At 65.8% G+C, this 26,992-nt stretch carries 21 protein-coding genes; 10 read left to right on the top strand and 11 right to left on the bottom strand.

What is annotated here, in order from left to right; genetic code table 11:
* Positions 1-3: 3 nt before the first annotated feature.
* The 11 genes from QOS90_RS07765 to QOS90_RS07815 all read right to left on the bottom strand — a co-directional run bounded on the left by QOS90_RS07765 (position 4) and on the right by QOS90_RS07815 (position 9,991).
* Positions 4-1,014: a YeiH family protein gene (locus tag QOS90_RS07765; RefSeq protein ID WP_027596394.1), complete on the bottom strand. Its 1,011-nt coding sequence runs from the start codon at positions 1,012-1,014 to the stop codon at positions 4-6.
* Positions 1,011-1,337: a Rieske (2Fe-2S) protein gene (locus tag QOS90_RS07770; RefSeq protein ID WP_085273820.1), complete on the bottom strand. Its 327-nt coding sequence runs from the start codon at positions 1,335-1,337 to the stop codon at positions 1,011-1,013. The genes QOS90_RS07765 and QOS90_RS07770 overlap by 4 nt, the downstream gene beginning before the upstream one ends.
* The gene (locus QOS90_RS07775) at positions 1,334-1,996 is read right to left on the bottom strand and encodes a DsbA family oxidoreductase (RefSeq protein ID WP_027596392.1); all 663 of its coding nucleotides are present in this window, start codon (positions 1,994-1,996) and stop codon (positions 1,334-1,336) included. Before QOS90_RS07775 ends, QOS90_RS07770 begins: the two co-directional genes overlap by 4 nt.
* Positions 1,993-3,327, bottom strand: coding sequence for an MFS transporter (locus QOS90_RS07780; RefSeq protein ID WP_085273821.1), 1,335 nt, complete (start codon positions 3,325-3,327; stop codon positions 1,993-1,995). The genes QOS90_RS07775 and QOS90_RS07780 overlap by 4 nt, the downstream gene beginning before the upstream one ends.
* Positions 3,328-3,548: 221 nt before the next feature.
* The gene (locus QOS90_RS07785) at positions 3,549-4,601 is read right to left on the bottom strand and encodes a beta-keto acid cleavage family enzyme (protein WP_027596390.1); all 1,053 of its coding nucleotides are present in this window, start codon (positions 4,599-4,601) and stop codon (positions 3,549-3,551) included.
* Between the two features lie 29 nt (positions 4,602-4,630).
* Complete coding sequence (locus tag QOS90_RS07790; RefSeq protein ID WP_085273822.1) at positions 4,631-5,479, bottom strand: TauD/TfdA dioxygenase family protein; 849 nt, start codon at positions 5,477-5,479, stop codon at positions 4,631-4,633.
* A 10-nt stretch (positions 5,480-5,489) separates the two neighbouring features.
* Complete coding sequence (locus tag QOS90_RS07795) at positions 5,490-6,470, bottom strand: quinone oxidoreductase family protein (protein ID WP_085273823.1); 981 nt, start codon at positions 6,468-6,470, stop codon at positions 5,490-5,492.
* A 200-nt stretch (positions 6,471-6,670) separates the two neighbouring features.
* Positions 6,671-7,849, bottom strand: a complete 1,179-nt coding sequence (locus tag QOS90_RS07800) for an acyl-CoA dehydrogenase family protein (RefSeq protein ID WP_085273824.1) — start codon at positions 7,847-7,849, stop codon at positions 6,671-6,673.
* 27 nt (positions 7,850-7,876) lie between these two features.
* Positions 7,877-8,587 carry a histidine phosphatase family protein gene (locus QOS90_RS07805; protein ID WP_027596386.1) on the bottom strand — a complete coding sequence of 237 codons (711 nt, stop codon included), beginning with the start codon at positions 8,585-8,587 and terminating at the stop codon, positions 7,877-7,879.
* Positions 8,580-8,945: a DUF6285 domain-containing protein gene (locus QOS90_RS07810; protein ID WP_027596385.1), complete on the bottom strand. Its 366-nt coding sequence runs from the start codon at positions 8,943-8,945 to the stop codon at positions 8,580-8,582. Before QOS90_RS07810 ends, QOS90_RS07805 begins: the two co-directional genes overlap by 8 nt.
* Complete coding sequence (locus QOS90_RS07815; protein ID WP_033694343.1) at positions 8,942-9,991, bottom strand: phosphotransferase family protein; 1,050 nt, start codon at positions 9,989-9,991, stop codon at positions 8,942-8,944. Before QOS90_RS07815 ends, QOS90_RS07810 begins: the two co-directional genes overlap by 4 nt.
* A gap of 453 nt (positions 9,992-10,444) precedes the next feature.
* Here QOS90_RS07815 and QOS90_RS07820 point away from each other — a divergent pair, with 453 nt between their 5' ends.
* The 10 genes from QOS90_RS07820 (at position 10,445) to QOS90_RS07865 (ending at position 26,914) form a co-directional block, all read left to right on the top strand.
* Positions 10,445-13,102, top strand: a complete 2,658-nt coding sequence (locus QOS90_RS07820) for a LuxR C-terminal-related transcriptional regulator (RefSeq protein WP_027596383.1) — start codon at positions 10,445-10,447, stop codon at positions 13,100-13,102.
* A 112-nt stretch (positions 13,103-13,214) separates the two neighbouring features.
* A complete protein-coding gene (locus QOS90_RS07825) occupies positions 13,215-15,002 on the top strand; it encodes an acyl-CoA dehydrogenase C-terminal domain-containing protein (RefSeq protein WP_027596382.1) in 1,788 nt (595 codons plus the stop codon).
* Between the two features lie 113 nt (positions 15,003-15,115).
* Positions 15,116-17,209 (top strand): 3-hydroxyacyl-CoA dehydrogenase NAD-binding domain-containing protein, encoded by a 2,094-nt coding sequence (locus QOS90_RS07830; protein WP_027596381.1) that lies wholly within the window; start codon positions 15,116-15,118, stop codon positions 17,207-17,209.
* A gap of 34 nt (positions 17,210-17,243) precedes the next feature.
* Positions 17,244-18,428 carry an acetyl-CoA C-acyltransferase gene (locus QOS90_RS07835; protein WP_027596380.1) on the top strand — a complete coding sequence of 395 codons (1,185 nt, stop codon included), beginning with the start codon at positions 17,244-17,246 and terminating at the stop codon, positions 18,426-18,428.
* 66 nt (positions 18,429-18,494) lie between these two features.
* Entirely contained in the window at positions 18,495-19,268 is a 774-nt protein-coding gene (locus QOS90_RS07840; protein WP_027596379.1) for an SDR family NAD(P)-dependent oxidoreductase, read from the top strand.
* A gap of 12 nt (positions 19,269-19,280) precedes the next feature.
* Complete coding sequence (gene prpR, locus QOS90_RS07845; protein ID WP_027596378.1) at positions 19,281-20,870, top strand: propionate catabolism operon regulatory protein PrpR; 1,590 nt, start codon at positions 19,281-19,283, stop codon at positions 20,868-20,870.
* A gap of 83 nt (positions 20,871-20,953) precedes the next feature.
* The gene (pdxR, locus tag QOS90_RS07850; protein WP_027596377.1) at positions 20,954-22,459 is read left to right on the top strand and encodes a MocR-like pyridoxine biosynthesis transcription factor PdxR; all 1,506 of its coding nucleotides are present in this window, start codon (positions 20,954-20,956) and stop codon (positions 22,457-22,459) included.
* A 113-nt stretch (positions 22,460-22,572) separates the two neighbouring features.
* Complete coding sequence (locus QOS90_RS07855; RefSeq protein ID WP_027596376.1) at positions 22,573-23,634, top strand: sugar phosphate isomerase/epimerase family protein; 1,062 nt, start codon at positions 22,573-22,575, stop codon at positions 23,632-23,634.
* A 33-nt stretch (positions 23,635-23,667) separates the two neighbouring features.
* The gene (locus QOS90_RS07860; RefSeq protein WP_027596375.1) at positions 23,668-24,933 is read left to right on the top strand and encodes an MFS transporter; all 1,266 of its coding nucleotides are present in this window, start codon (positions 23,668-23,670) and stop codon (positions 24,931-24,933) included.
* A 127-nt stretch (positions 24,934-25,060) separates the two neighbouring features.
* Positions 25,061-26,914: an ABC transporter ATP-binding protein gene (locus QOS90_RS07865; protein WP_027596374.1), complete on the top strand. Its 1,854-nt coding sequence runs from the start codon at positions 25,061-25,063 to the stop codon at positions 26,912-26,914.
* Positions 26,915-26,992: the final 78 nt, after the last annotated feature.

Genomic DNA, 26,992 nt, shown 5'->3' on the forward strand with positions numbered 1-26,992 from the left:
GTGTTACAAGCCGAAGCGCAACAGCACCAGCACCAGCGCCACCAAGAACACCGTCTCGCCGACCATCAGCAAAATCGGCTTGATGCCCACGGCGGCCAGCTCCTTGAGCTGGGTCTTCATGCCCAGGGCACTGATCGACACCACCAGGCACCAGCGCGACAGCTCGTTGACCCCACCCTGCACGGCCAACGGCACCCAACCGGTGCTGTTGATGCAGGCCAGCGCCAGAAACCCCACCGCGAACCAGGGCAACAATGGCGGGCGCTTGCCTGCGGTGTCGGTACCCTGGCGGCGCGAGATCATGGCCGCGACAACAATCACCGGCACCAGCATGGCGACGCGCATCAGCTTGACCACCGTGGCGGTGTCGCCGGTTTCGGGCGACATGCTGTAGCCCGCCCCCACTACCTGGGCGACGTCATGGATCGTCGCGCCAAGAAAGACCCCGGCAGCCTGTGGCGACAGGCCGAGCGCGTTGGCGATCATTGGGTAGAGGATCATCGCCAGGGTCGACAACGCCGACACACCGATGACGGTGAACAGCGTCGCCCGCTCTTTTTGCGGGTGGCTGGGCAGCGCAGCGGCCAGCGCCAACGCCGCCGAGGCGCCGCAGATCGCCGTGGCGCCACCGGTGAGCATGCCGAACAGGCGCTGGAACCCCAGGGCCTTGGCCGCCACCATCGACACGCCGATGGTCACCACCACCAGGATCACCACCAGTGCGACGGCCTTCCAGCCCAGGCCTGCCATCTGCTCCAGGGTGATACGCATGCCCAGCAATGCCACGCCCAGGCGCAATACCGTGCGTGCGGTGAATTCGATGCCGGCTTTGCATTTGCCATCGCTGGCCAGAAAATTCAGTGCCAGGCCTAGTAGCAGGGCGAACAGCATGACCGGCGCGCCATAATGCTCCGCCAGAAAGCTCGCCGCCCCAGCGGCAATCAGGCTGACGCTAAGCCCCGGCGCCAACTCCCGCGCGCGGTGGTTGACCTGGGCAAGCGCAAGGGTGCTCATGACACCACCTCCTGGCCGGCGATGACGATAAAGACTTGGTCGCCCTCCACCTCCACCGGGTAGCTGGCCACTTTGAGTGCCTTGGAGTTGAGCAGGTAGCCGCTGGCAAGGTCAAAGCGCAGGCCATGGGCGCGGCACTGGATCACGGCGCCGTCCAGTTGCCCGGCGCACAACGATGAGCCCTGGTGCGGGCAGCTGTCGTCGATGGCCAGCAAACGCCCGTCGACATTGAACAACGCCAGGCTTTTGCCCCCATGTTCGAACAGCACACGCTCGCCGACGCCGGGCACGCGCTGGGCCGGTACCTCGATACGCCCGTTCACGCCTGCACCCCCGCCGAACGCGACAGCGCCACGTGCATGGCGTCGAGCAGTTGTTCTGCCGGCTGGGCACCGAACACGCGCAGGTGGTCGTCGAAGACGAAACACGGCACGCCCCTGCTGGCGATGTCGGCGCTGGCACTGATGAATGGCCGGCCATCAGCGCTCAGGCTCCCGGCCAGCGCGGCAGGCGTAAAGCCGCACTGTTCGGCGATGCGCAACAGGGTGTCGCGATCGCCCAAGTCTTCGCCCTCGCGGAAATACGCGGCAAACAGCCGCTCCAGTAGCGCCTCGACCTGTTGCTCGCTGCCCAGCTCGACCGCATGCAGCAGCAGGCGATGGGCGTCGGCAGTATTGGGCATGTGCGCGATGCGGCTGAAGTCGATCAGCTCGCCCACGGCACGCGCAGCCTCCTGCACTTGCCCTTGGCGTTGCCGCACCGCCTCGTCGCTGCCCAGGCGGCGGCGGTAGAAATCGGCGAACGGCTGGCCGGTTGCGGGCATGTCGGGCAACAGCTGCACGCCGTGCCAGGCCAGGGTGACCTCGACCTCGGGCCGGGCTTCGCGCAACTGAGCCAGCGCGGTTTGCAGTTGCCGCTTGCCGATCAGGCACCACGGGCATATGAGATCGAAATACACGTCTATCGACAGCGAATGCTTCACGTACGGGCCTCCAGTACAGGCTCGACAGGCGCTTGCGGGCTATTGCCACAGGCCAGGCGCGCCATGTCAGGGTGGTAGTGGCGCTTGGCGTAGAAAAACACCGCGGCGGCGGCGATGCTGATCAACGGCACCAGTTGAAAGGCGGCTTGCAGGCCGATCAGGTCGGACACCTTGCCGGTGATCAACGGGCCAGTGGCCAGGCCGAGCAGGTTGTTGCTCAGGGTCAGGGTGGCGAATGCCGTGCCATGCACCGTGTAGTGGGTCAGGTTGGCGACCATGGCACTGGACGGGCCATTGGTGCCTGCGGCAATCATCATGCCCAGGCAGATCAGGACCAGTTGCGGCAGGCCCGCCGGCATGGCGAAGGCCACTGACAGCAGCACACAGCTGCCCAGGCAGTAGGCGATGGCCAGGCTGATCTTGCGATCAGGGCGATCGCGCCCCATGCGGTCGCACAACATGCCGCACAGCACGATGCCGACGCCGCTGCACAGCACGATGATTGCTGCCACGGCGCCGGCCCGGTCGGTGCTCATGGCGTAGTAGCGGTTCAGGTAGCTGGGGATCCAGACGATCACCGTGCCGCCGACGAACAGCTGCAAGCCGCTGCCGACATAGGCGCTGATCACTGAGCGGCTTGAATAGAGCGTGCGCAGTGGGCGCAATGCCTTCAAGGCCGCCTTGTCGCTGGCGCTCGCCTGATTTTTCGGGGCAATGCGCGCCTCGCGCACGATCAGCGGGTAGAGCAGCGCCAGGGCCAGGCCGAAAAACGCCATGCCAGCGAACGCCCAGCGCCAACCCAGGTGCTGAGCCATCACCCCGCCCAGGGCCATGCCCAGCACCGAGCCGAACATGCCACCGGCCATGAACGACCCAGCCAAGGTGGCACGCATCTCACGCGGGAACACCGCCACCACCACGGCAATACCGACGCTGCCATAGGCAGCTTCGCCGACACCGACCAGAAAGCGCGCGATGAACATCTGCTGGTAGTTTTCAGCAACTGCGCAGCCCAGCGTGGCCAGGCTCCACATCACCGCCATGAAGGTCAGGCTCTTGATGCGGCCGATGCGGTCGGCGAGCAATGACAGCGGAAAGGTCAGCAGCCCGACCATCAGGGCGACGATGCCGCTGAGCAGGCCGAGCTGGCTGTCGCTGAGCTGCCATTCCTGCTTCAACAGGGGGAACACGGCGTTGAGCACCTGCCGCGACATGTAGTCGGAGATCAACAGGCCGAAGGTCAGGGCAAAGACGATCCAGGCATAGCGCCGGGGGATGCCCAGTGATGTATCCGTGCCTGGGTCCGTCGCACCGGTGTGATAGGTGGCCATGCTGCCTCCTCGGGTATCTGGCTTGGGTTGTTTTTGTTGTTATGAACAAATGCCAAAATCTGTGCTGCGGGTACTGGCCTCATGCCTCGCGTCAGACGCGCGCCCCTTGTAGGAGCAGCCTTGCGCTGCGAAGAGGCCAGTGAAAGAACCGCAAATCGTCGCAGTAATGACGGGCCTCTTCGCAGCGCAAGGCTGCTCCTACAGGGAGTGAGGCCAGTGCCTTAGGCGCGCTGTGGCACGCCCTTCTGGCCCGGCCGGCGGTTCGGCGCCATGCCGTTGGCCAGCAAGGTTTCCTCGACGGATGCGTACTGCTCGCCGATCCGGTAGATCGCCCGGGCTTCCTTGCCATTGGCCACTTCACGCCCCAGCTCATGCGCCACGCGCACGGTCTGCTGGATCTGCTGCACCGAGGTGAACGGCTTGCCGTGCTGGTCGATGATGGTGTCTTCGATGCCACAGCGCGGGTGCAAGCCCATGGCCAGGGCCATGGTGTTGAACGGCAGCACGTTCTTGAGCAGCGACTCTGCGGTCAGGGTGCAGCCATCTGGCGCACGGTGCACAAAATTGAAGAAGTTGAACGGGTTCGGGCCATCGAAACCGCCACCAATGCCGATCCAGGTCAGGTTCAGCGGGCCTTTGTAAACGCCCTTGCGCACCAGGCGCTCGAGGGTTTCCAGGGCATGCATGCCGGTCAGCTGGAAATGCGGCTGGATATTGCTGGCCTGCAGCCGACGCAGGTGCTCCTCGACCCAGGCCGGCCCGGCGGGCACGGTCATTTCACTATAGGCGGCCTGGATCCCAGGGTTGGCCAGCGATGTGCCTTCCAGATATTCGGGGTACAGCAGCTCCATGATGTTCATCTGGGTGGTGTTGATCGCCACCGTCACCTGGTCAGGCTTTGGGGTCAGCTCGGCCAGCATGTGGCGGGTGTCGTCGCTCAGCCACTTGGCCGCTTCACCCTCGCCTTCGGGTGCGAACGAAATCGAGCCGCCGACCTGGATGATCATGTCCGGCACCGCTTCACGCACCCCGGCGATCAGCTCGTTGAACTTGGACAGGCGCTTGGAGCCGGTGCCATCGAGTTCACGCACATGCAGGTGCAGTACAGTGGCGCCGGCTTCGTAGCAATCGACTGCCTTTTGCACCTGCTCGTCCATGGTCACCGGAATGTCCTGGGGGAAATCGTCGGGCATCCACTCGGGGCCATAGGGGGCCACGGTGATGACTACCTTTTCCATGTTTTCCGGGTGCAGCGAGTCGTCGAAGAATTGCATGTCTGATCCTCAGTCTTGTTCTTGTCTGTTCAGAAAGTGCTGTCGCCCATGATCCCGGCTCGCTCCATCTTGCGGTGGCAGGCCGGGTAGTCCATGACGGCGTAGTGCTGGGTGCTGCGGTTGTCCCAGATGGCGATGCTGTTGGGTGACCAGCGCCAGCGCACCTGGTACTCGGGGATGTACACCTGGCTCACCAGGTAGCGCAGCAGGTCGGCGGCGCCGGGGTTGGCGTCCTGGCCAAAGCGCACGCGCTCGGGGGTGTGGTAGTTGGTGAAGTGGGTGGCGAAGGCATTGACGAACAGCACCTTCTCGCCGGTTTCCGGGTGGGTGCGCACCACCGGGTGCTCGGCATCGGGGTAGCGGGCCTTGAGCGCCAGGCGCTTGTCGGTCGGCATGGCGGCGCCGAAGCTGGCCTCGATGCTGTGGCGGGCGCGCAAGCCCTCGATGCGGGCCTTGATCTCGGCCGGCAGGTTGTCGTAGGCCAGCACCATGTTCGCCCACATGGTGTCGCCGCCCACCGGCGGGCACTCCACGCAGCGCAGCACGCAGCCCATTGGCGGGGTTTCGCGCCAGGTGGCGTCGGTGTGCCAGGCATTTTCGTAGCGGTCGGCCGGTTGGTCGGGGCGTTTGTAGATTTGCACCAGGCCCGGGTGCTCCGGGTCGCTGCCAGCGACGGGGTGATCCTCCAGTTCACCGAAGCGACGGGCGAACGCCACGTGCTCGGCGCGGCTAATGGCCTGGTCGCGCAAAAACAGCACCCGGTGCTTGAGCAGCTGGGCGCGAATATCGGCGAACAGGCCGTCATCGTGAATGGCATCGGCCAGCCTGACGCCGACCAGTTCGGCACCGATGGCGCAGGTCAGTTGTTCGACTTGCATGGCAGTGCCCTCAGATGACGAAGATCGACGAGCCGGTGGTCTTGCGCGACTCCAGGTCACGGTGCGCCTGCACCGCATCCTGCAAGGCGTAGTGCTGGTTGATCTCGATGCGGATACGGCCGCTGCTGACATGGTCGAACAGCTCGGTGGCCAGGCGGGTCTTCTCTGCCGGGTCGGCGATGTAGTCGGCCAGGGCCGGCCGGGTCATGAACAACGAGCCTTTGATCGCCAACAACTGCGGGTCGAACGGTTCGATCTTGCCGGACGCGGTGCCCACGCACACCATCAGGCCACGGCGCTTGAGCGAGTCCAGCGAGCCCATGAAGGTGTTGCGCCCGACACTGTCGAACACCACGTTGACGCCTACGCCATCGGTCAGCTCGCGCACGCGCTGGGCGACGTCTTCGTGGCTGTAGTTGATGGTGTGGTCGCAGCCATGGGCGCGGGCCACAGCCGCCTTGGCGTCGGTGGAGACGGTGCCGATCACGGTCAGGCCGAGCAGCTTGGCCCACTGCGAAACGATCAGGCCGACGCCACCCGCTGCCGCGTGCAGCAGGATGCTGTCACCGGGCTTGAAGTCGTACAGGCGGCGCATCAGGTACGAGGCCGTCAGGCCGCGCATGGTCATGGCGGCCGCCGTCTCGAAGGAGATGGTTTCCGGCAGTTTGATCAACGGCGCGGCGGGGATCAGGCGCTCGGTGCTGTAGGCGCCAAGGGTGTTGAGGAAGCCGGTGTAGGTCACCCGGTCGCCGACCACCACATGGCTGACGCCCTCGCCTACCGCCTGCACCACACCCGACGCTTCCACGCCCATGCCGTTGGGCAGCGGGATCGGGTAGGTGCCATTGCGAAAATAAGTGTCGGCGTAGTTCAGGCCAACCGCCACGTGGCGCAGGCGCACCTGCCCAGGGCCGGGCTCGCCGACGTCGACGTCTTCGTAACGCAGGACCTCAGGCCCTCCGGTTTCGTAGAAACGTACCGCTTTGGCCATGCCAATCTCCCTTCTTGTCATTGTTGTTGAGCACACAAAGTGCGTCTTGAGGGGCAATTTAGGCCGTTGCGCCAAGCGCCGCTTATCATCGGACGACAACGGTTTTACAGTTGATGACAGCGCGCCTGGCGCAGGGGCTCAGAATGCCGAAAGGCCGCCGTCGACAGCGATGGCCACCTGATTCTGATAGCTGTCGTGCTTCATTTGGCGGCCCCCGTGGCCGCGCGGGCGAGGATCTTTTTCGCCAGGCTCATGCGGTGCACTTCGTTGGGGCCGTCATAGATGCGGAAGCTGCGGGCATCGCGGAAGATCCGCTCGACGATTGACTCGCCGGTAACACCCTGCCCGCCCAGCACCTGCACACTGCGGTCGATCACCCGCCAGATCGCCTCCGAGCTGAGCACCTTGGCCATGCTCGACTCGACGTTACCCCGCTCGCCCTGGTCCAACACCCAGGCGCAATGCCAGATCGCCAGGCGCGTGGCATGCAGGTCCATCTCGTTGTCGGCGAGCATGAAGCCCACCCCCTGGTGCTCGCCCAGCGGCTTGCCGAACGAGACCCGGCGGTTGGCGTAGGCACAGGCCTCGTCATGGGCGCGGCGGGCCTGGCCCAGCCAGCGCATGCAGTGGGTCAGGCGCGCTGGCGCCAGGCGCACCTGGGCGTAACGGAAGCCTTTGCCCACTTCGCCGAGCACATCGCTGGCCGGCACCCGCAGGTTTTCGAAACGCAACACTCCATGGCCGCCGGCGAAGCAGCTGTCCAGCGAGTCCATCATGCGCTCCAAGATGAAGCCCGGGCGGTCGGTGTCGGTCAGGAACATCGTCGCGCTGCCGTCTTCCATGCGCGCCATGATGATCGCCAGCTGCGCGCCTTCAGCCCCGGTGATGAACCATTTCTGGCCATTGATGATGTAGTCGTCACCGTCACGCACGGCCAAGGTGGTCAGCATCGAGGGGTCGGAGCCGGCGCCCGGGCTGGGCTCGGTCATGGCGAAGCACGAGCGAATATGGCCCTGCACCAGTGGCCGCAGCCAGCGGTCTTTTTGCGCCGGCGTGGCCACCTGCTCCAACAGGTGGATATTGCCCTCGTCCGGGGCGTGGATGTTCAGGGCCACCGGGCCGAGTGGCGAATAACCCGCTTCTTCGAAAATGATCGCCTTCTCGACATGGCTCAAGCCCAGGCCACCCATTTCACGCGCGGCATGCGGGGTCAGCAGGCCGTGCTCGCGGGCCCGATCGAGCAGCGCCTGGCGCAGTTCGGGCGAGGGGCCGTGGGCGGTCTGGCGGCGGTCGTGCTCCAGGGGTATGACGCTTTCGGCAATGAACTGCCGGGTCTTGGTTTGCAGGGCGAGCAGTTCGGCGGAAAGGGCGAAATGCATGGTGGGGTTCCTTGTAGAGGGAAAGGCTCAGGCGTGCAGGCGGCGCGGGTCGATGGCGGCATGCAGGTGCTCCATCACGGTTTTGTCGATCGAGGCCTTGCCGGGGTCGTACGGGGTGTAGTTGAGGGTGCGGATGAACGCGTGCTGTGCTTGCGTGCCGGCCATGTCGATATCGACGATGTTCAGGCAAGCAGGGTCTTGTTCGAAGGCGGCCAGCCCGCCCAGCCCCGCGCCGCTGGCCCAGGCCAGGAGGATGCGGTTGACGGCGTCGTGGCTGACCAGCAGCAACGATGTCCAGCCGGGCTCGGCCAGCAATTGCTGGAAGCTGTCCAGCACCCGTTGCTGGAACGCCACCCAAGGTTCGCCGCGCAAAAAGGCGGCGCCGGGGCGGTCGGCCAGGTGATAGGCCTGGGCCACTTCGCGGTGCAGGCAGCCTGGGGGTATTTCCCGCAGGCGGCCGGCCCGCACCTCGCGCAAGGCGGCGCGCTGCTCCACCGCCAAGGTGCGCGGACCCAGCAGTTGGTCGAGGGTCTGGCGGGTGCGCGGGTAGTCCGAACACACCGCCCGGTCGAACCGGGTGTGCGCCAGCACCTGGCCCAACGCCTGGGCCTGGGCCACGCCTTGCGCGGACAGCGGCACATGGCGCGGGTCGAGGGGCCGGCCATCGGCGTCGAAGTAATCGACATGGCCATGCCGAACCAGGTAGCAGCGGCGACGCTGGGCGGGCTGGTCAGTCATGGGCCAGCACCTTCGGGTTGCTGATGCTCAACTGCGCCCGGTTGATCGCCCGCAGCGCCGCCAGTAAACGTGTTGGGTCCTGATCGTAGGCGCCTTGGCGAATGCGCCGCGCCAGCAACGCACGGGCCTGTTCAAGCCCCGTCGCTGCCTGGCCGTGCTGCGCCAGCAAGGCCTCCAGGGCCTGGCGCTCGACCTCGGCACAGTCCGCCGCCTGCGCCAGTTCGCGGCTGGCGATCAACATGGCGCTGGCGACCATCCGGCCTTGATAGTGCAACCCTTTCGGCAACGCCGGCAGTAGATGGGTGAGCAGGGTGTCGCGCGCCGTCACAAGCAGGTCGCGGGCATCGGGCTGGTTCATGCGTGGCCTCCACGGGTGAGCAAGAGGATTTCCTGTTCGAGTTCGCTGACCATCCGCCCGGTCAGCGCCAGCTCCAGCGAGCGTTGCTGGCCAGACACATGGCGTTCGGCCTGCTGCAGGGCGATTACCGCCCAGCGCAGGTGGGCCATGACCTGCCAGAAGCGCAGCGCCTGGCTGTCCAGTTCCAGCGCCGACACGCTGCGGTATCCGGCGAGCAAGTCCTGCAGATGGCCGATGCCGCCCGCCTCCAGGTCCGGCCGGCCGAAGCGCCAGCAGCGCGCGGTGAACCAGCCCAGGTCTTCACGCGGGTCACCCCAGCCAGCGAACTCCCAATCCAGTACGCCGGTCAGTGCACCGGCCTCGACCATGTAGTTGCCAGTGCGGTAGTCGCGGTGCAGCAGGCACGTGGGCAAGGGCGCAGGCTTGTTCAGCTCACACCAGCGCAAGCCCCACTCCAGCACCGGGTGGCTGCCTGGCAAGGCATCCAGAAACTGGCGGTACTGGTCGACGCTGGCTTGCACCGTGTCGGGTGCAGCGGCGGGCAGAAACGCCAGCGCCTGCTGCGGCGGGCGTACCTGATGCAGGCGCGCCAGGTTGGCGCCCAACTGCCGGCACAGTGCCGGGTTGCCCTGGGGCGCGTCTTGTGCGGACGTCAGGCGGTGGCCACTAGCAGTGCCGGCCAGCGCCTGCATGATGAAAAAGTCGCGGCCGATGACCTGCGGGTCCTGGCACAGCCAAAGGGGCTTGGGTACGTTGACACCGGCTTGGTGGACCACGTCGAGCACCGCGAACTCCTGCTCGCGGGTCATGCTGGCGGCTACTGCGGAAGCAGCGTCGGTGCGCAGTACCCAACGCTGTGGTTGGCCTGCGACTTCGGCCTCGAGCAGCCAGTTTTCCTGGATGGCACCGCCTGACAATCGCTCGCTGCGGGTGAGGGTCACGGGGTGGCTGGCGAGTTGGTTTTGTAGGTAGGTAGAGAGCTTTGAACGGGCGTCTGGGATGTCGATGCGAGCGCTGGGGGGGAGCGCGGGATGGGTGATGGGCATGGTGGGTCCAATTGGCTGGTCGTTCGTGGGCTAGCCGATTGCAAGATGATTGCCAGGTCGTTTATTGGTTTTATTATTTGTTATTAATCAATGGTTTATTTCGATTTTTTGGCTTGATTTCATGGCGGATTTGACCGGGGGCGGTTCAAATTTGAACGGGTTTTTCAGGGCTGATGTGTTCGCCACAACATTTGCAGCGCCTGGGAGATCGAGCGCCGCCCGCGCGGCGCTTCGCAGCACAAGGCTGCTCCCACATCTGTTTCGGGCCAGTGAGGCCTGTGAGATTTGCGCGCGACCGCCTTAGGAATAATTGGCCCGAGAAAAATGTAGGAGCAGCCTTGTGCTGCGAAGCGCCGCGCGGGCGGCGCTCGATCTCCCAGGCACCAAAAATGTTGTGACAAACACCCCCCACCCCCTACGATACCTGGCTGACCCGACGGAGCACTGCTCGCCATGCACCTTCCCGCGCTCAAACCCAACCAGCTGCGCCCACCCGCCGAACCACCCAGGGCCTTACAGCGCACCCGGTTGCTCGACCACCTGGCCAGCGCGCTGGACGACGGCGCTGTCATCCTCCTGCAAGCGCCCTTGGGCTACGGCAAAAGCACCCTGCTCGGCCAGTTCGCCCGCCGCCTCACCAGCCCCTTTGCATGGCTGCGCCTGACCCGCGCCGAAAACCAGCCCCTGGCCCTGCTGCTGCACCTGCACGCCGCCCTTCAATTGCCGGCGTCACACCGCGAATCCCCCCAGGCCGAACCGCTGTGGAGCCACATCCTCGCCGACCTCGAAGCCCGCCAGGCCCCGGTAACGTTACTGCTCGACGACCTGCACCTGCTCAACGCCGCCCAGGCCTGGCAGTACCTCGACACCCTGCTGCACGACCCGCCACCAGCACTGCGCCTGCTCGCCGCCAGCGAAGGCCCGCCGGCGTTACCCCTGGCCCACCTGCGCCGCGACGGCCGGCTGGCCGTGCTAAGCGCGCGTGAACTGGCCCTGGACAGCGAAGAGACCGGCCAGCTGGCACTGGCCCGTGACGTCCGCCTGGGCAGCGACGCGCTGTACCAACTGCGCGCCGGCAGCGAGGGCTGGCCCAGCGGCGTGCTGTTCTGGTTCGAGGCCTACCGCGAAGCGCTGCAGAGCACCGGCCAGCCGCCCGGCGACCTGCGCCCGATCACGCGTCAGGCCTACGCCCATGCCCGGCAGTTTCTGGAAGAAGAACGCCTGCAGCGCTTGCCCACCGCCTTGCGCGGCTTTCTTGAACACACCGCCGTGGCCCAGGTGTTCGATGCGGGGCTGGCCGGTGAATTGGCCACCGATACCGATGTGACGGCGGCGCTGCGCCACTTGCAGCGGCTGGACCTGATCATCGAAATGCCCCAGGCCAGCCACGCCGAATACCGCTACCACCCTGCCCTGCGCAACAGCCTTTACCAACGCCTCGAACAACGCGACCCGCAGCGCCTGCGGCAACTGCACCGCCAAGCCGCGAACTGGCTGCTGGCGCAGCGCCGCTTCACCGAGGCGATCTACCAGTACGGCCGGGCCAGGGACCTGGACGCCGTGCTCGGCATCGTCGACCGGCATGGCTTCGAGCTGTTACGCGAAGGTAAGGTCAACACCCTGGTCGATGTGCTCGACGAGGTGGCCGGCCATGCCGGCAACGACAGCTTCACCCTGGCCGTGACCGAAGCCTCCACGGTGATGGTCACCAACGACATCGCCCAGGCCTGCCAATGCCTGCGCCAGCTGTATGCCCTGCAGCGCCGCCACGCTGTGCCGCGCCACCCCGAGCGGGTGCAGCAGACGGTGATGTTCCTGCGTAGCCGCCTGGCCTACCTGGGCGGCAACCTGGCGCACGGCCTGGCCTTGGCTGCACGGGCATTGCAGCAGTTTGGGCAGCACAACGCTGCGCGCTCGGTGCTGTATTTCGACCGGGCCAACTGCCTGGCGGCCTTGGGTGAGCTGCAACCGGCCCACGCCGAAGCCAGCCGCGCCCTGGTCGAACTGCAAGGCTTCGGGCTGAGCGGCTACACCAACTTGCTGCAACTGCTGCTGGGCCAGATCGAACTGGCCCAAGGCGCCAGCGAAGCGGCCTGGGAACGCCTGCAAGGCATGGCCGAGCAGCCCGCTGCCGGCAGTTCGGGGCGTTTCTATGAGCTGTTCCGCCACTTGGGCAAAGGCCTGGCCCTGCTGCAAGCCAACCAGCTGAGCCAGGCGCGCCACGCCCTGGCCCAGGCCGAAGTACTGGCGCTGGGCTTCCCGCACAGCGCCGCGCTGCCCTGGGTGTTCCACCACCAGGCCTGCCTGCACTGGGCGCTGGGCGAGACCGCCCAGGCCAAGGCGCGCTGGCAAGAAGTGCGCCGGCTGGCCTTGCAGTTCCGCCTGTTCACCCTGTACCGCCAGGCCGGGGCCTGGCTGGCGCGCCTGGCGCTGCGTGACAACGACACCGACTACCTGCCCGGCTGGCTTGACCAGTGGCACTGGTGCAGCCGCCAGTATGACCAGCAGTTGCTGCCTGAAGAGTGGCTGGCCTATGCCTGGGTGCAGCGCCACCTGGGGCAGCGCGACAAGGCGCGGCAGATCCAGGCGACACTGCACACCCAGGCTGAGGCGAACACCAACCGCCGCCTGTTGCTCGACACCCTGTTGCTCGACGCAGCCCTGCACCAGGACCGTGGCGCCCACGACCAGGCCCTGCACAGCCTCGAACAGGCCTTGCAACTGGCGTGTGAATACGGCTTCGGGCAATTGTTGCAGTACGAAGGCGAAGCGTGCCTTGAAGCCTTGCGCGAGTTGCTGCTGCCACAGGTTCGCGAGCGCCTGGCCTTGGCGGTCCCGCCACCGTCACGCGAGCGCCTCAATGCCCTGTTCCGCCCCCTGCTGGCAGGGCGAGACAGCACCGACAGCGCGTTGATCGTGCCGCTGTCGCGCCGTGAACTGGAGGTGCTGCAACGCATGGCACGCGGGCAAAGCAACGGGCAGATTGCCGAGGCGATGTTCATCAGCCTGAGCACGGTCAAGACCCACATCAACAACCTGTTCCGCAAACTCGACGTGGCCGACCGCGACAGCGCCTTGTGCTCAGCGCGCGAATTGCAATTGCTGAACTGACCTCCACCCGCACGCCACGCCGATTCCACCCCCCATTCCACCGGGGGGGTGGACGCGGCGCGCGGGGCCTGCCTGCTACAACATGCCGAATCCACCCAGCCAGGAGTCCGGCATGCCCAGCTACACCGCCCCGTTGCGCGATATCACCTTCGTTGCCCAGGAGCTGCTCGACCTGAGCGGCCACTATCAACAGCTGTCTGGCTGCGAAGCCCCCGACGCGGACACTTTCGCCGCCATCGTCGAGGAAGGCGCCAAGTTCGCCGAGCAGGAACTGGCACCGCTCAACGCCGTGGGCGACCAGCACGGGTGCCAATGGCAGGATGGCAAGGTCAGCACCCCGCCGGGCTTCGCCGAGGCCTTCAAGCGCTTTGCCGCCAACGGCTGGCTGGGCCTGGACAAAGACCCGGCCTACGGCGGCCAGGGCTTGCCGCCCTCGCTGGGCTTCGTCAACCACGAGATGATCTGCAGCGCCAACCACGCCTGGGGCATGTACGGCAACCTCACCGGCGGCGCTATCAGCACCCTCAGCGAGCATGCCGACGAGGCCCTGCGCCAGCGTTTTCTGCCGCCAATGATCGCCGGCCGCTGGAGCGGCACCATGTGCCTGACCGAGGCCCATTGCGGCTCGGACCTCGGCCTGCTGCGTACCAGCGCCCGGCCCCAGGCCGACGGCAGCTACCGCATCAACGGCAGCAAGATCTTCATCTCGGCCGGTGAGCACGACCTGACAGAAAACATCGTGCACCTGGTGCTGGCGCGCATCGAAGGCGCACCGGCCGGGGTCAAGGGCATTTCGCTGTTTGCCGTGCCAAAGGTCCAGGTCGATGCTGATGGCAGCCTGGGCGCCCCCAACGGCGTCAGCTGCGGGTCTATCGAACACAAGATGGGCATCCACGGCAACGCCACCTGCGTGCTCAACTTCGACGGCGCCACAGGCTACCTGCTGGGCGAAGCCAACCGTGGCCTGAACGCCATGTTCACCTACATCAACGAATCGCGCCTGGCAGTTTCACAGCAGGCTCAGGCCCACGCCGAAGCCTCGTTCCAGGGGGCCTTGGCCTATGCCCGCGACCGCGTGCAGATGCGTGCCACACCGCGCCTGCGCGACGACCAGGCCGCCGACCCGATCATCGGCCATGCCGATGTCCGGCGCATGCTGCTGACCCAAAAGGCCTATGCCGAAGGCGGTCGCATGCTCGCCTACACCTGCGCCAAGGGCGTCGACCTGCTGCACCACGGCGCCACCCCAGGTGTGCGCCAGGCCGCGGCTCGCCGGCTGGCCTTGCTCACCCCAATTGCCAAGGGCTTTTTGACCGAAACCGGCAACGAAGCTGCGCAGTTGGGCATCCAGGTCTTCGGCGGCCACGGTTTCATCCGCGAATGGGGCATGGAGCAGATCGCCCGCGATGTGCGCATCACTGCGATCTACGAAGGCACCAACACCATCCAGGGCATCGACCTGCTGACCCGCAAAGTGCTGGCCGATGGCGGTGAAGCCCTGGACGAACTGCTCAGCGAAATAGAAGCCTTCATTCAGAACACCTCGGCCTCAGCCGACCTCGCCCAGGCCTTGCAACAGCGCGTCAGCGCCTGGCGCGACGTCAGCGAATGGCTGCGCGACGCCAGCAGCACCGACGCCAACCTGATCGGCGCCAGCGCCTTCGACTACCTGATGCTCTGCGGCTACACCCTGATCGGCTACCTGTGGCTGCGCGCCGCCTGCGTCGCTGAACAGGCACTGGCGGCCGGCAGCGACGACGTCGCGTTCTACCAGGGCAAGCGCGAGACCGCGCGTTTCTACCTGCAGCGCCTGCTGCCGCGGGCCAGCCTGCACGAGACGCTGATCCGCACGGGCAGTGACAACCTGATGAACATCAGCGACGCCGCCTTCGCCCGCTGACCCTGCCTGGCAGGCTCCGCTGCCGAGTCCCCCAGGGCAGCGGGTTTTTCGGCGGTGGCCAACGCTCCGGGCCGCCGCCTCGTTTTTTTCAGGACACCAACAGGAAGGTTCCCATGCCGCTGATCGACTATCGCCGCGATAACCAACTGGCCTTGATCGGCCTGTGCCACGCCCCCGTCAATGCCCTGGGCCACGACCTGCGCCAGGCACTGCTACAGGCCTGCACCCAGGCCGCCAGCGACCCTGAGGTCAAGGCAGTCATCCTGCATGGGCGCTCACTGCCGTTCAGTGCTGGCGCCGACATCAGCGAGTTCGGCAGCCCACGCACCTGGCAGGCACCCGCCCTGCCCGAATTGCTAGAAACGCTGACCACCCTTGCCAAGCCACTGATCGCCGCCATCGATGGCGTGGCGCTGGGCGGCGGGCTGGAACTGGCCCTGGCCTGCAGCCATCGCGTTGCCAGCGCCACTGCCCGCCTGGGCCTGCCGGAGGTACGCCTGGGCCTGCTGCCCGGTGCCGGCGGTACCCAGCGCCTGCCACGGCTGATCGGCGTGGCGCCCGCGCTGGAGCTGATGCTCGGCGGCGAACCGATCGATGCCCGCCAAGGCCTGGCACTGGGGCTGGTAGACCGCTTGGTCGAACCCGGCCAGGACCTGCTCGACCAAGCGTGCGCCTTTGCCCACGAGCAGCTCGCCCACCCCGCCCCGCCAAGGGTTACACCCGCGCACCCAGCCGAGGGCCTGTTCGCCACGCACGAGGCCCAGCTGGCTGCCCGCAAACCTGGCCAACGGGCGCCACTGCGGGTACTGGCAGCCGTGCGCGCGGCCTGCGAACTGCCGTTGGCCGAAGGCCTGGCCCGCGAACAGGCGCTGTTCCGCGAAGCGCTGCAAGACCCCCAGGCCACTGCACTGCGCCATCTGTTTTTTGCTGAACGCGAGGCGCTGCGCATTCCCGGTGTCGACGCGGCCACCGCGCTGCGCCACATCGCCCAGGTTGCCGTGATCGGAGCCGGCACCATGGGCGCCGGCATCGCCATGAATTTCATCAACGCCGGCCTCCCCGTGCGCTTGCTGGAGCTCAAGCCCGAGGCCCTGGACCGCGGCTTGGCGCAGATCCGCAAACACTACGAAAGCGCCATCAAGCGCGGCAAGCTCACCGCCGAGCAACTCGAACAGCGCATGAGCCTGCTGCAAGGCACCCTCGATTACGCCGACCTGGCTGACGCTGACCTGGTGATCGAAGCGGTGTTCGAAGACCTGTCGATCAAACAGTCGGTGTTCCGCACCCTCGACCGGGTGTGCAAGCCCGGCGCGATCCTGGCCAGCAACACCTCGACCCTGGATGTCGACCGCATCGCCGCCTGCACCCGCCGCCCGCAGGACGTGGTCGGCCTGCACTTCTTCAGCCCAGCGCATGTCATGCGCCTGCTCGAAGTGGTGCGCGGCCGGGCCACGGCGCCAGACGTGCTGGCCACTACGCTGAAAATCGCCAAGCGCATCGGCAAACTGCCGGTGGTGTCTGGCGTGTGCTTCGGCTTCATCGGCAACCGCATGCTCGAACCTTATGCCCGCGAGGCCCACCGCCTGGTCCTCGAAGGCGCCTCACCGGCCCAGGTGGACAAGGTGCTGACCGACCTCGGCCTGGCCATGGGCGTCTTCGCCATGTACGACCTGGCCGGCATCGACGTCGGTTACCTGGTGCGCCAGGCGCGGCGCAGCGAGATCGCCCACGACCGGAGCTACTTCCGCTTGGCCGACGAACTCTACACGCTGGGCCGCCACGGGCAGAAAAGCGGGCGCGGCTTCTACCGCTACGAGGGCCGCGAACGCATCGAAGACCCCGAGGTGGTGCAGCTCGCGGCGCAACTGGCCGCCAAGCTGGGCATCACCCGGCGCACCATCAGCGACGCAGAAATCCACGACCGCTGCCTGTTCATGCTGATCAACGAAGGCCTGCAGTTGCTCGACGAAGGCATCGCCCTGCGCAGTGGTGACATCGACCTGGTGTGGGTCAACGGCTACGGCTTCCCGGGCTGGCGTGGTGGGCCGCTGCATTACGCCCGCGACATCGGCCTGGACACCGTGCTGGCTGGCATCGAGCAATTGCGCGATCGCCTGGGTGCCTACGGCCACCTGTGGTTGCAGCCAGCCCCCTTGCTGCGGCGCCTGGCGAGCAGCACCGGCAAGCTGCGCGCGCAACACCGTTGAGCTGCCCTCTTCTGGCCATCAAGGAACCCCGTTCATGAAAGACGCCGTCATTCTCTCCACCGCCCGCACCCCGATCGGCAAGGCCTTTCGCGGTGCCCTCAACAACCTGCGCTCGCCCAGCCTGGCCGCCCATGCCATCCAGGCTGCCGTATCACGGGCCGGCATCGCTGCCGACGAAATCGAAGACCTGGTGATGGGCACCGCCATGCCCGCTGGCACCGCCGGCTGGAACCTGGGGCGTATGAGCGCGCTGGCGGCCGGGCTGCCCGTGTCGGTCAGCGGCCAAACCCTCGACCGCCAGTGCGCCTCCGGGCTGATGGCGATCGCCACCGCCGCCAAGCAGATCATCGTCGATGGCATGCACGTCACCGTTGGCGCCGGCCACGAAAACATCAGCGCGGTACAAGTGCGCAACCTCGAATGGGCGCTGGGCGAGCAGGACAACGCGGTTATCCAGCAGGTGCCGCACGCCTACATGCCGATGCTGCACACCGCCGAGCACGTCGCCCGGCGCTACGGCATCAGCCGTGACGCGCAAGATGCCTATGCGCTGCAATCGCAGCTGCGCACTGCCGCCGCCCAGCAGGCTGGGTTGTTCGAGGCCGAGATCGTGCCGGTAACTGCGCAGCAAAGGGTCAAGGACAAGCACACCGGCGAGATCAGCTACCGCCAGGTAACCCTGGCGCAGGACGAGGGCAACCGCCCGCAAACCCGCCTGGACGACCTGGCGCGCTTGCAGCCGGTGCTCGACGGTGGCTGCATCACGGCCGGCAACGCCAGCCAGCTGTCCGACGGTGCCAGCGCTTGCGTGCTGATGGACGCGCGCCTGGCCGAGCAGCGCAACCTCAGGCCGCTGGGCCTGTACCGGGGCATCGCCGTGGCCGGCCTGGCGCCGGAAGAGATGGGCATCGGCCCGGTGTACGCGGTGCCGCGCCTGCTCAGGCAGCATGGGCTGAACGTCGACGATATCGGCCTGTGGGAGCTGAACGAAGCCTTCGCCTGCCAGGTGTTGTATTGCCGCGACACCCTGGGCATCGACCCTGAGCGCCTGAACGTCAACGGCGGTGCCATCGCTATTGGCCACCCTTATGGCATGAGTGGCGCGCGGATGGTCGGGCATGCGCTGCTCGAAGGTAAACGGCGCCGGGTGCGGTATGTGGTGGTGACCATGTGCGTGGGCGGTGGCATGGGGGCGGCGGGCCTGTTTGAAGTGCTGTGAACACAACCGGACCGCAAGGGCTCCCACACCGCCCCTGCCCACTCACTGAATGATGAGGAACGCTCCATGCTAGCAACCCCTTTTTCCCTGGCCGGCAAGACTGTTTTGGTAACCGGCGCCTCCAGCGGCCTGGGTGCCCACTTCGCACGCTTGGCCCAGGCCGCTGGCGCCCGTGTGGTGCTGGCGGCGCGGCGGGTCGAACGCTTGCAGGCGCTGGTCGAGCAACTTGAAACCCAAGGCGGCGAAGCGTTGGCCGTGGCGCTCGACGTCACTCAACGCGACAGTGTCGAACAGGCCTTCGACCAGGCCGAGGCCCGCTTCGGTGTGGTCGATGTGGTCATCAACAACGCCGGCATCGGCGACCCTGGGCGCTTTCTCGAACTGAGCGGGCAGGACTGGCAGCGCATGCTCTCGACCAACCTCGATGGCGTGTTCCATGTCGCCCAATGTGCTGGCCAGCGCCTGGTCAAGGCCGGCCGCGCCGGAAGCATCGTCAACATCGCCTCGATCCTGGGCCTGCGCGTAGGGGCCGGGCTGAGCCACTACTGCACGGCCAAGGCCGGTGTGGTGCAGTTGACCAAGGCCATGGCGCTGGAGCTGGCCCGCTACCGGATCCGCGTCAATGCCATCGCCCCCGGTTACTTCAAGACCGAGATGAACGAGGCCTACTTCGACAGCGAGGCCGGCCAGGGTTACATCAAAGACCACGTGCCGATGCGCCGCCTGGGCCAATTGAGCGAGCTCGACGGCCCCTTGCTGTTGCTGGCCAGTGACGCCGGTGCATTCATGACCGGCAGCGTCCTCGCCGTGGATGGCGGGCACTTGGTCAACCCTTTGTAACAAGGAGCCTGCATGCCCACCGCCGCTTACCTGCCCCGCGTGGTCGCGCTGGTCACCCACTTGCGTTGCCCTGGAGCACCCAGCCCCATGGCCCGGCTGATCGAGCAGGTCAGCGCCGACTACCGGCAGCAGGCCCATGTCGAGGTGATTGAAACCACCCTCGGCAAGCTGCTGCCGCTGGCGCGCGAGCTGGAGAGGCGCCAGCAGGCCGACGTCATCCTGTGTTCCGGGGCCGCCGCCGACTACTTGCGCCAGCACTTGTCGACCTCGGTGCAGGCCCTGCACCTGGGCGAGCACGACCTGATCCGCGCCCTCGCCCTAGCCCACACGCGCACCCGGCGCGTCGGCGTGCTCAGCTTTGGCCAGCCCCACCCCGGGCTGGCGACGATGCAAGCGTTGCTCAACCTCAAGGTCCACGAGCACACCTATACCCGCCTGGAACAGGCCCGAGCGCAGGTCGCGCAGCTGGTCGCAGACGGTGTCCAGGTCATCATCGGGTCGCCGACGGTGTGCCAGCTGGCCGACGCGGCCGGTGCTCAGGGGGTGCTGGCCCTGGACAGCGACAGCCTGCGCCATGCGTTCGACAACCTGCGCATTCAGCCCCGGCGCAGCCGCAAGCCGCCTGCCGCGCAGCCGTTCATGACGCGCTATCGTTTCGATCAGTTGCTGGGTGATGCCCCGGCGTTCCGCGCGACCGTGCGGCTGGCGCAGCGCTACGCCGCGACCGACGCGACGGTACTGATCACCGGTGAAAGCGGCACGGGCAAGGAGTTGCTCGCACAAAGCCTGCACCACGCCAGCGCCCGCCAGCAGGGGCCGTTCGTGGCGATCAACTGCGCGGCCCTGCCGGAGTCGCTGCTCGAGAGCGAGCTGTTTGGCTTTGAAGACGGCGCGTTCACCGGCTCGCGCAAGGGGGGCAAACCCGGCCTGATCGAGCTGGCGCACGGTGGCACATTGTTCCTCGACGAAGTCGGCGACATGCCCGCGCCGCTGCAAACCCGTTTACTGCGTGTGTTGCAGGAGCGCGAGGTGCTGCGCCTGGGTGGCTGCGCGCCGACACCGGTGGACATCCGCGTGATTGCCGCCACCCATTGCGACTTGCCAGCACGCATCGCCAACGGGCAGTTTCGCGCCGACCTGTTCTACCGCCTAAACATCCTGCGCCTTGCCGTGCCGCCCCTGCGCGATCGGCTCCAAGACATCCTGCCCCTGTTCGAGGCGCTGCTCGCACGGCACGGCGCAACACCGCTCGCCACACCGCAGCTGCAACCGCTGCTGCCCCTGCTGCTGCGCCACCGCTGGCCGGGGAACATTCGCGAGCTCGACAACATCGCCGAGCGCGCCGCGCTGTGCGCCCAAGCCTTGGTGGGCGCCGATGGCATCGACCTGGCCACGCTCTTCCCGGAATTTTTCGAGCATGTGCAGGCCGCCGCACAGCCGCTGCCCGCTAGCGACAACCTGCGCAGCCTGGGCAAGGCCGCCGAGGCGGCGCACGCCCGGCGCATGCTGGACAGCTGCGACGGCAACATGGACCAGGCTGCGCGTTGCCTGGGTGTCAGCCGCAGCACCCTGTGGCGGCGTTTGCGCGCATCCTGCGGATGACTTATCGCGAGGCGCCCGATACCCTTGGCCTCTGGTGGCCTGACGGTTTCGGGCCCAATCCTTTCTGCGCAGACGAGCATGTCATGAAAACCGCCGCAGGTTTGCTGCTGTCGGCCATCGAGCTGGACCGTGCCAGTGCCATCCCCCTGTACCGCCAGCTGTACCTGCAGATTCGCAAGCAGATACTCAATGGCAGGATCCAAGGTGGCGTGCGCCTGCCCTCGACCCGCACCTTGAGCAACGAGTTGGGGTTGTCGCGGATCACCATTCTCAATGCGTTCGATCAACTGATTGCCGAAGGCTTCCTGGCCTCGCGCACCGGCGCCGGCACCTATGTCGGCACGGAATGGGAAAGCCGCGGCAGCGAGCCCGAGCAGCCCCAGCCGCCGCCGCGCCTGTCCGACCTGAGCCAGTCGATGCTGTCGCTGCGCAGCGATCATTTTCGCGGCGTCTCGTACACCGACTGGGACCCGGCCACCCCGACCTCGTTCCTGCCCAGCCACAGCACCTACGAAGCCTTCCCCCAGGCGATATGGCGGCGGCTGATGAACCAGCACCTGCTTAAGCCCACCAAGGCGATGCTGGGCTACGGTGAGCTGCAAGGTTTGCAGGCCTTGCGCAGCGCCATTGCCGAGTATGTGTTCGATGCCCGTGGCATCGACTGCGATGCCGGGCAGGTGGTGATCGTGTCTGGCGCGCAGCAAGCGTTCAACTTGCTGGGCATGTTGCTGCTCAACCCCCAGGACAGTGTATGGATGGAAGACCCGGGGCACATCGCCGCGCGCATTGCCTTGCAGGCGCAAGGGGCGCGGGTGACCGCGTTGCGTGTCGATGAACACGGGATCGACGTGGAGCAAGGCCTGTGCGAATGCCCTGAGGCCCGGTTAGTGTTCTGCACCCCCTCGCGCCAGCACCCATTAGGCGTCACCTTGAGTTACGCGCGGCGCCAGGCCTTGATCGACTGGGCCGCGCAACAACAAAGCTGGATCATCGAAGACGATTGCGACAGCGAGTTCCGCTACGGTGGCCGTCTGCTGCCCGCCCTGTATGCCCTGGACCAGATGGCCCGGGTGATCTATGTCGGCACCTTCAGCAAAGTGCTGTTTCCGTCACTCCGGCTGGGCTACGTGATCCTGCCGCCGGCGCTGGTCGAACCCTTCTGCACCCTGCGTGCGGTCATGGACCGCAGCCCGCCCACACTGCTGCAGGCCACCACCGCTGACTTCATGGCGCAAGGCCATTTCATTGGCCACATCCGCCGCATGCGCGCGTTGTACAAGGCACGCCAGCAAGCCTTGATCGCACAGCTCGAACAGCACATGGGCGGCTTCTTCACCCTCACCCCGGCCGATGCGGGCATGCACCTGATCGCCTGGCTGCCCCCTGAGCTCAACGATGCCGACATCGCCCGGCAACTGGCTGAGCACGGCATCCACACCTACCCCTTGAGCGACTACAGCATCCAGCATGCGCAACCACCTGCACTGCTGATCGGCTTTGCCGGCACGCCGGAAAACCAGGCCGCAGCGCGCGTCCAGGCACTGGCCCAGGCCTTGCGCACACTGGGGTACCTGCCCGCAAACACCTGAGGCCAGGCAAGTGGTCCTATCGATTGGCGGATAATGGATCTATCGAACGTTCCTCACTGGCGCGATAAAGGTTGCGCCGGTAGACCCCGGCGTCTGAACCAGGAACGACGCTAATGAACAATAAGATCCAGGAACGTTTCAACGCCTTGCTGAGCCACAACGTGGTGGAACAGGCGCCAGCCCCCGTGCTGACCCAGGCACTGGCCCAGCGCTTGCTCGAACGCCTCGGGCAACTGCGCCTGTTTGCTCATGCCTACCCGCTGCTGACCAACCTCACCCACGGCCGGGTCACTCCCGCCGACCTGCTCGACTTCGCCTATCGCCACGAGCTGCAAGGCCTGAGCCTGCACGTGCTCGACGGCGAGCAGAACAGCCTGAGCCAGATGACACCCGCCCAGCTTCAGGCATTTGCCGACAAGGCCAAGGCGCTGGGGCTGGACGTGCATGTGGAAATCAGCAGCACGCTGAAGAAAGACGTCGACCAGGTGATCGCCATCGCCAAGGCCCTGGGGGTGCGCAACATCCGCGTCTACTCGCGTTACGAGGGCACACTGTCGCGGGTCATGGACATCATCGAGAGCGACCTGCACTACCTGGCGCAGCAGGCCGACGCCCACGACCTGTACTTTGACTTCGAGCAACACGAAGAGCTCAAGAGCGACGAGATCGCCCAGTTGCTCAAACGCCTCGACCACCCTCGCCTGCATGCCCTGTTCGACTTTGGCAACATGATCAATGCCTGCGAACAGCCCCTGCAGGCCCTGCGCAACCTGGCGCCGCACATCCGCCAAAGCCACCTCAAGGGTGTGCGCATCGTGGCCGAACACAACGGCTTCGGCCATTACGGCGTGCTGCAAGGCAGCGCCGATGACGACCTGCCCAGTGCCCGCATGCTGTTCGAGCTACTGATGCTGGGCGACACCGCCCCGCAGGTGATCGCCTTCATCCTCGAGCAGGAAAACCACTACGTGGCCCCGGCCTTCCGCCAACAGCAAGAAGCGGCCGACCCCTTCATCGCATATCGGGAAATGAGCGACACCCCCCTGCCGGCCGGCTTCACCCTGGAACGCATGCTGGCTGACGAACACCGTTGGGCGAACAACCAGGTGGCCTACGTGCGCGGCCTGCTGAACGAGTTTCGCACCCTGGCCGAGCTGACCTTGGCCAACGCTTGAACCTGGCGACCCGACTACCTGCGGAGAACAACAATGACAGCCCAGAACAAAGCCAAATGGCTCCGATTCCTGATCCTCGTCCTTGGCGGCGGTACCGTCTACAAGCTGGCGAACCTCAAGGATGCCTTCTACGTCCCCATGCAGGCATTCATGGGCCTGAGCCACACTGAAATCGGCCTGCTACTCAGCGCCAACGCGATCATCGCCACCGCACTGTTCGTGGTCGGCGGCATGCTCGCCGACCGCTTCGAGACGCGCAGGCTGATCCCCCTGGGCCTGATCGGCACCGGCTGCCTGGGTGTGTACCTGGCCACCTTCCCGCCGTTCAGCAGCTTGCTGATCGTGTTCAGCCTGCTGGCCGTGTGTGCCGACTGCCTGTTCTGGCCATCGCTGCTCAAGGCCATCCGCAACCTGGGTAACGACCAGGAACAAGGGCGCCTGTTCGGCCTGCTCGAAGGCGGGCGCGGCGTGGTCGATACGCTGGTCGCGTTTGCCGCACTGGGGGTGTTCGTGGCCATGGGCTCGGGCGAAAGCGGCCTGAAGTCAGCGATCCTGTTCTACTCGATCATCGACCTGCTGGCCGGCACCCTCACCTGGTTCCTGCTCAAGGGCGACAGCGCGCCGTCGCTGGCCAAGCCGAAAAATGGCCTGGCCAACCTGATGGAGGCGATCAAGGTGCCGGGTATCTGGCTGGTCAGCCTGAATGTGTTCATGGTCTACATCGTTTATTGCGGCCTGACCTACTTCATTCCCTACCTGAAGGAGATGTACGGCTTGCCGGTGGCGCTGGTGGGTGCCTACGGCATCATCAACCAGTATTTCCTGAAGATTCTGGGCGGGCCTGCCGGCGGGTTCATTGCCGACAAGCAGTTCAAGAGCACCAGCCGCTACCTGAAGTGGGCCTTTCTGGCACTGTTGCCGCTGATGGCGGTGATCATGCTGATTCCGAAAAGCCCGACCTTCATCTATGCCGGCATGGCCGCCACCCTGTCCTTTGCGTTGATCGTGTTCTCCATGCGCGGCGTGTTCTGGGCGCCGATGGGCGAAGTCGGTATTCCCCAGCACATCACCGGTTCCGCCTTCGGCATCGGCTGCCTGATCGGTTACGCGCCGGGCATGTTTGCCTACGTCATCTACGGTGCGATCCTCGACCACTTCCCCGGCCAGCAGGGGTACAACTGGGTCTTCACCTTGATGAGTATCCTGGCCGTTGCAGGGTTCATGGTGTCCAGCCTGCTGTACCGGGCCGTTAGAAAGAATGCCCTGGCTGCAGGTGGGATGAGTGCGGCGCAAGCATGAAGCATGAACACCCTCGGCCAGCTTCGACGGTGGCGGCTGGCCTAGGGTTCCCTAGGGGTAAGGTTTGCATGTCGGTCTGGCGCCTGACGCCCGCACGGGGTACAACTGGACCTTTTAGGAGGCCACCATGCTCCGTGTGTTTGAACGACGGCTAGACCCCTTCCCACCCGACGAGGCCCCGCCGCCACCGGTCGGCCTGCTGCGTTTTCTGTGGGCCTGCACGCGTGGCGCGCGTGGTTACGTACTGGCGCTGGCGCTGCTCAGCGCCGGTGTGTCGATCTACGAAGCCTGGCTGTTTTCCTTTCTCGGCCAGGTCGTCGACCTGCTCTCGACCTGGCAAACGGGCGGCGCTGAAGCGGCTCAGGAAAGCCGCGTGCTATGGGGCATTGGCATCGTATTGCTGACCAGCATCGGGCTGGTGGCGCTGCGCACGATGGTGCAGCACCAGGTACTGGCGATTAATCTGCCGCTGCGGCTGCGCTGGGACTTCCATCGGCTGATGCTGCGGCAAAGCCTTTCTTTCTTTTCTGACGAGTTTTCCGGCCGTGTCACCACCAAGGTGATGCAGACCGCACTGGCCGTGCGCGAAGTGCTGTTCACCCTGATCGAAATCGCCCCCGGCATTGGCGTGTACTTCATCGCCATCATCGCGCTGGCGGGCGGTTTTGCCTTGAAGCTGATGCTGCCGTTCATTGCCTGGGTTGCGCTGTTTGGGCTGGCCTTGCTGTACTTCGTGCCGCGCCTGGGCAAAGTCGGCCAGGAACAGGCCCATGCGCGCTCATCGATGACCGGGCGCATCTCGGACGCCTACACCAACATCACCACCGTGAAGCTGTTTTCGCATTCCAAACGCGAAGCGCACTTCGCGCGCGCGGCGATGGAGGACTTCAAACAGACCGGTTTTCGCCAGATGCGCCTGGTCAGCCAGTTCGAAATCGTCAATCAGGCCTTGGTGGTCGGGTTGATCATCGGCGCTGGCGGCTATGCCCTGTGGTTGTGGCACCAAGGCGAAGTCGGCACCGGTGCGGTGGCAGCGATTACCGCCATGGCCTTGCGCATCAACGGCATGTCGCACTGGATCATGTGGCAGATGACCTCACTGTTCGAGAACATCGGCACCGTGCAGGACGGCATGGCCACCTTGACCCGCGGCCCCAAGGTGCAAGATGCGCCGAATGCCGGGGTGTTGCTGACGTCGGGCGGCGCGGTGAGCTTCGACACTGTCAGCTTCAACTACAACGGTGAGCGGCAGGTGCTCGATGGCCTGAGCCTGAACATTCGCGCCGGTGAGAAAGTCGGCCTGGTGGGGCGGTCCGGTGCGGGCAAGTCGACGCTGATCAACCTGCTACTGCGCTTTTACGACGTGGACCACGGCGCCATTCGCATCGATGGGCAAAACATTGCCCAGGTGACCCAGGACAGCCTGCGCAGCGCCATCGGCATGGTCACGCAGGACACCTCCCTGCTGCACCGCTCGATTCGCGACAACATCGCCTACGGCCGCCCCGACGCGAGCGACGCGCAAATCCGCGAGGCCGCCGCCAATGCCCAGGCCGACGGGTTCATCAACCAGCTGAGCGACCGCCAAGGCCACAGCGGCTACGACACGCTGGTGGGTGAGCGCGGCATCAAGCTGTCCGGTGGCCAACGTCAGCGCATTGCCATCGCCCGGGTAATGCTCAAGAACGCCCCGATCCTGCTGCTCGACGAGGCGACCAGTGCGTTGGACTCCGAGGTCGAAGTCGCTATCCAGGAAAGCCTCAATGAGATGATGCACGGCAAGACCGTCATCGCCATCGCCCATCGGCTGTCCACAATTGCTGCCATGGACCGGCTGATCGTGATGGATGAAGGGCGGATCATCGAACAAGGCACCCACGCCGAACTGCTGGCCCGCAACGGCACCTATGCACGGCTTTGGCAGCACCAGAGTGGCGGCTTCTTGGGTGAAGACCAAGGCGTAGCGGAGGCCATGGAGTGAGCCTGCGGGGTGGCAGCCGGTTGCGGCTACCACCTGCCCTGCGCTGTTTGCATCGGGTCAGCATCGGTTATACTTCTT

Source organism: Pseudomonas sp. LAIL14HWK12:I10, assembly GCF_900184205.1.
GTDB classification, from domain to species: domain Bacteria; phylum Pseudomonadota; class Gammaproteobacteria; order Pseudomonadales; family Pseudomonadaceae; genus Aquipseudomonas; species Aquipseudomonas kermanshahensis.

Bases quoted from the DNA above. Each gene is read 5' to 3' on its own strand.
- QOS90_RS07765 (WP_027596394.1), bottom strand. From the start codon at position 1,014: ATGAGCACCCTTGCGCTTGCCCAGGTCAACCACCGCGCGCGGGAGTTG.
- QOS90_RS07780 (WP_085273821.1), bottom strand. From the start codon at position 3,327: ATGGCCACCTATCACACCGGTGCGACGGACCCAGGCACGGATACATCA.
- QOS90_RS07785 (WP_027596390.1), bottom strand. From the start codon at position 4,601: ATGCAATTCTTCGACGACTCGCTGCACCCGGAAAACATGGAAAAGGTA.
- QOS90_RS07790 (WP_085273822.1), bottom strand. From the start codon at position 5,479: ATGCAAGTCGAACAACTGACCTGCGCCATCGGTGCCGAACTGGTCGGC.
- QOS90_RS07795 (WP_085273823.1), bottom strand. From the start codon at position 6,470: ATGGCCAAAGCGGTACGTTTCTACGAAACCGGAGGGCCTGAGGTCCTG.
- QOS90_RS07800 (WP_085273824.1), bottom strand. From the start codon at position 7,849: ATGCATTTCGCCCTTTCCGCCGAACTGCTCGCCCTGCAAACCAAGACC.
- QOS90_RS07805 (WP_027596386.1), bottom strand. From the start codon at position 8,587: ATGACTGACCAGCCCGCCCAGCGTCGCCGCTGCTACCTGGTTCGGCAT.
- QOS90_RS07810 (WP_027596385.1), bottom strand. From the start codon at position 8,945: ATGAACCAGCCCGATGCCCGCGACCTGCTTGTGACGGCGCGCGACACC.
- QOS90_RS07815 (WP_033694343.1), bottom strand. From the start codon at position 9,991: ATGCCCATCACCCATCCCGCGCTCCCCCCCAGCGCTCGCATCGACATC.
- QOS90_RS07820 (WP_027596383.1), top strand. From the start codon at position 10,445: ATGCACCTTCCCGCGCTCAAACCCAACCAGCTGCGCCCACCCGCCGAA.
- QOS90_RS07825 (WP_027596382.1), top strand. From the start codon at position 13,215: ATGCCCAGCTACACCGCCCCGTTGCGCGATATCACCTTCGTTGCCCAG.
- QOS90_RS07830 (WP_027596381.1), top strand. From the start codon at position 15,116: ATGCCGCTGATCGACTATCGCCGCGATAACCAACTGGCCTTGATCGGC.
- QOS90_RS07835 (WP_027596380.1), top strand. From the start codon at position 17,244: ATGAAAGACGCCGTCATTCTCTCCACCGCCCGCACCCCGATCGGCAAG.
- QOS90_RS07840 (WP_027596379.1), top strand. From the start codon at position 18,495: ATGCTAGCAACCCCTTTTTCCCTGGCCGGCAAGACTGTTTTGGTAACC.
- prpR (WP_027596378.1), top strand. From the start codon at position 19,281: ATGCCCACCGCCGCTTACCTGCCCCGCGTGGTCGCGCTGGTCACCCAC.
- pdxR (WP_027596377.1), top strand. From the start codon at position 20,954: ATGAAAACCGCCGCAGGTTTGCTGCTGTCGGCCATCGAGCTGGACCGT.
- QOS90_RS07855 (WP_027596376.1), top strand. From the start codon at position 22,573: ATGAACAATAAGATCCAGGAACGTTTCAACGCCTTGCTGAGCCACAAC.
- QOS90_RS07860 (WP_027596375.1), top strand. From the start codon at position 23,668: ATGACAGCCCAGAACAAAGCCAAATGGCTCCGATTCCTGATCCTCGTC.
- QOS90_RS07865 (WP_027596374.1), top strand. From the start codon at position 25,061: ATGCTCCGTGTGTTTGAACGACGGCTAGACCCCTTCCCACCCGACGAG.